This window comes from Streptomyces phytophilus (assembly GCF_013870535.1).
GTDB classification, from domain to species: domain Bacteria; phylum Actinomycetota; class Actinomycetes; order Streptomycetales; family Streptomycetaceae; genus Streptomyces; species Streptomyces phytophilus.
This window is the reverse complement of sequence record NZ_JACBXC010000551.1, coordinates 1-3,914: the sequence shown is the minus strand read 5'-3', so window position 1 is coordinate 3,914 and position 3,914 is coordinate 1. Positions and strand designations below refer to the sequence as shown.

2 protein-coding genes and 1 tRNA gene are annotated in these 3,914 nt (G+C 73.0%); 2 read left to right on the top strand and 1 reads right to left on the bottom strand.

Annotated elements, in window-relative coordinates:
- Window positions 1–115: 115 nt before the first annotated feature.
- Window positions 116–189 (top strand) — tRNA-Lys (locus H5J30_RS21105).
- 79 nt (window positions 190–268) lie between these two features.
- Here the strand turns inward: H5J30_RS21105 and H5J30_RS21100 are convergent.
- Entirely contained in the window at window positions 269–1,690 is a 1,422-nt protein-coding gene (locus tag H5J30_RS21100) for a M6 family metalloprotease domain-containing protein (protein ID WP_181788961.1), read from the bottom strand.
- 446 nt (window positions 1,691–2,136) lie between these two features.
- Here H5J30_RS21100 and H5J30_RS21095 point away from each other — a divergent pair, with 446 nt between their 5' ends.
- On the top strand, window positions 2,137–3,900 hold the full coding sequence (locus H5J30_RS21095) for a putative bifunctional diguanylate cyclase/phosphodiesterase (RefSeq protein ID WP_181788960.1): 1,764 nt from the start codon (window positions 2,137–2,139) through the stop codon (window positions 3,898–3,900).
- Window positions 3,901–3,914 lie beyond the last annotated feature (14 nt).

Here is a 3,914-nt window from a genome sequence, read left to right as displayed (position 1 = left end):
TGGCTGCCGGGGCCGAGGGAACTGCTGTGGGGGTGCGTACGTGCCGCGGCTGCGGCTCCGGAATACCGATTTTCGATCTCCGGGGCCCGGGTGCTAAGGTCGTCCACGTCGACAGGCGCCGTTAGCTCAGTTGGTTAGAGCAGCTGACTCTTAATCAGCGGGTCCGGGGTTCGAGTCCCTGACGGCGTACAGCACGCAGGATCGTCGACCCGGGCGCTTTCGGATCTCCGAGAGCGCCCGGTCCGCGTTTCCGGTCCGGCTCCCGCGCTCACCCGCGCTTCGGGTCCCGTTCGACCTGTACGTTCCAGCCCCCGTCCGCCGTGCGGCCGGTCACCTCCACGCGCACGCCCTCGCGCTTGAGGTGCAGCCTCTCGCCCTCCCCGAGGGGGGCGTCGGCGAGCGGCGGGTAGACGGAGGTGTCGTGGCAGGCGGCGGTGCGCGGGTGGCCGTCGAGGACCTCGACGGGGCCGCCGCCGGAGTCGGTGCCGGTGTGGACGCGGTAGACGAGGACGCCCTCGGTGCAGGCGTGCCGGTCGTTCGCGTAGCGGCCGCGGGCCTCGACGGCGACGGCGGTGGTGGCGCCGGTGGGCACGACGACCAGCCGGGTGTCGCGCCGCAGGGCCGCCGCCCCCTTGCCGTTCTCCCGGGATCCCCCCGCGTCCCCCGCATCCCCGGCGCCTGCCGCGCCTGCCGCATCTCCCGTACCTGCCGTACCCGCCGTACCTCCCGCACCTTGCGCGCCTCGCCGCCCCCGGACCTCCTCCGCCCCGTTCGCCGCTTGTGCCTCCGTCGTCCCGCGCGGGGGCGTCCGCGGGCTCACGGGGGCGGACAGCGCGTGCAGCGTGAAGCGGTCCGACCCGGGGTCGGCGGCGCAGCCGACCTGGTCGTCTCCCAGCCAGCCGAGTTTCCATTTGTGCCAGCCGAAGGGGTCGGGCGCCAGCCCGAACTGGCTGCCCATGAGGTCCCAGTCGCCGACGTGGGTGTCCCAGTCGGCCCTGCCGTCGACCGGCCGGTGGTAGAGGTCGGGGAGATCGAAGACGTGGCCCGTCTCGTGGGCGAGGACGTTGCGGTCGGGCGGGTGCTGTTCGAAGACGGTGACGATGCGGTGCAGGTCGGTGCCGTCCGCGCGCATCGGAGTTTCGAAGTTGACCACTTTGGTGGCGTCGGAATCCACGCCGGGGGCATCCGGATCGGCGACAAGATAGACCACGTCGTAATCACGGAAGTCCACTTTCCGATCGGCTGCGGATACCGCGTCGTTCAGGAATCGGCTGCGAGCCGCCGGGTCCCAGTCACGGGCGATGCCGTACGACAGGGAGTCCGACGGCAGGCGTATCCACCGCTCGCGCGCGTCGACCCTGAGCCGGAACTGGCCGTACGAGGCCCGCTCGAAGAAGTCCGCGGTGGCCGGGAAGTGGTCCCCGGTCAGCTCGTCCGGGGAGGTCAGCGGCTCGGAATCGGGGAAGGAGAGATACACCATCACCGCGTCGAGGGTCTTCTTCGGCCGCGGGTAGGCCGGGTCCCACCCGGCGACCCCCTCGGAGTGGTGGGCGGCGGTGCGCTCCAGCGCACAGGGATGGCCGGGCTGGGCACCGACCGGGTCGGCGATGAGGGAGGTGGCCATGACGGCGGACAGCGAGGTGGCCACGGCGGCGGCCCGGTGCAACGCGCGCGACTGGTCCTGTTCCACAGGGGGTATGGATGGGTGGGCCACATCGACCTCATCGGCTCGGAAGAGTAGGGAACACAGCCCACTTTGTTCGTGTTTGTTCCCGCCCGTCCTGTTCCAGTGCCCCACACGGGTGACTCCGGGGCTGGACGAGAGGGGAGATCAGGAGCATGTGCGGGTAACACAAAGTCACATCTGGTCATTCGCCCGGCAGGAGGCGGCCATGTGCGATCACTCCCGGCCCCATCCGGCTCAGCGCTTTCCGCGCCGTAGCGGCGTCACTGGATCGACACAGCCGGTAGCCCTATGATCGGGCACATTTCCAGCGCTGTGGCTCTGCAGCGGCGGAGCCGAGCGGTCCCCACGGGCGGGAGCGAGCGGTGAGCGTATCTCTCGAAGGGCCGGGCTGCGGGCCCGGGACCTCACTCCAGGCGGTCACGGAACGTCACCTCCCAGCGGGGGCGCCCATGGACGACTTCCGCGCCGCCTTCGACGGGGCCCAGCTCGCGATGGCCGTCGTGGGCGGTGACGGTCTCGTACGGGCCGCGAACGGCCGGATGCTGGAGCTGGTCGGCGCCGGCGAGGGCGGCCTGGCCGGCGCCTCGGCCGCGGAGCTGACCGGGCTGCGCGACGAGCCGTGGAGCTGGGCCGGCTTCGTGGACGTACTCCAGGGCAGGCGCGCCTCGCTGCGCTGCACGCGGCGGATGAAGGACGCGGAGGGCCGGTCGCTGTCGGTCGAGATGACCCTCACGCCGCTGTCCGGCGGCCGGGCGCTGCTGTCGCTCACGGACGTCACCGAGCAGCGCGAGCTGCGCGCGAAGCTGCGCCACCTGAAGATGCACGACCCGGTGACCCGGCTGCCGAACCGGGAGCTGTTCTTCGAGCGGCTCACCGGCGCGCTCCAGGAGGCCCGGCAGGCCGAGGAGCCCGCGGCCGAGCACGGCGGCGCGGGCCGGGGCCGCGGGCAGAGCGGGGCGCGTGCGCGCTCGCAGGGGCCGCCGCCGGGGGCGGCGGGGCGCGTCGGCCTGGCGTACCTCGACCTGGACGGCTTCAAGGCCGTCAACGACACCCTCGGCCACCGCGTGGGCGACCGGCTGCTCGCCGCCGTCGCCCGCCGGCTGGTCGCCTGCACCGCGGAGGCGGGCAAGGCCGAGAAGCACGGCATCACCGTCGCCCGGCTCGGCGGCGACGAGTTCGCGGTGCTGGTGGCGCGCTCCGCCGGTACGGAGCAGCTCGGGGAGCTGGCGCAGCGGCTGCTCGACGCGCTGCAGGAGCCGTTCGACCTCGCCGGGCAGCGCCTGGCGGTCTCGGCGAGCATCGGCGTCGTCGAGCGGGCGGCCAGCGGGCAGACGGCGACGGCGCTGATGCAGGCCGCCGACACCACGCTGTACTGGGCGAAGGCCGACGGCAAGGCCCGCTGGACGCTCTTCGACCCGGAGCGCAACGCCCACCGGATGACCCGGCAGGCGCTGTCCTCCACGCTCCGCCCGGCCATCGAGCGCGACGAGTTCACGCTCGACTACCAGCCGCTCATCGACCTCGGCGACGGCAGCGTGCGCGGCGTGGAGGCGCTGGTGCGCTGGCAGCACCCGAAGCTCGGCACGCTGACGCCGAATCGGTTCATCGGACTGGCTGAAGAGAACGGCGCGATCGTGCCGCTGGGCCGCTGGGTGCTCGCCACCGCCTGCCGCCGCGCCGCCGGCTGGCGCCGGCTGCGCCCCGCCGACCCGGTGTTCGTCAGCGTCAACGTCGCCGTGCGCCAGGTGTGGGACTCCGACCTGGTCGCCGACGTGGCGCAGATCCTGGAGGAGACGGGCCTGCCGCCGCGGCTGCTGCAGCTGGAGCTGACGGAGTCCGCGGTGATGGGCTCGGCGGGCCGGCCGCTGCAGGCGCTCCAGGAGCTGAGCGAGATGGGCGTCGGCATCGCCATCGACGACTTCGGCACCGGCTACTCCAACCTCGCCTACCTCAGCAGGCTGCCCGTGTCCGCGCTGAAGCTCGACGGATCGTTCGTCCGGGGCTTCAGCTCCGCGGAGCACCCGAGCCCCGCGGACGAGACGATCGTCGAGGCGCTGGTCGACCTGGCGCACCGGCTGGGCATCAGCGTCACCGCCGAGTGCGTGGAGAGCGGCGAGCAGGCCGAGCGGCTGCGCCGGATCGGGTGCGACACCGCGCAGGGCTGGTTCTACTCCCGGGCCGTGCCGGCGGAGCGGGTCGAGCGGCTGCTGTAGGACGGCCGGAGGGC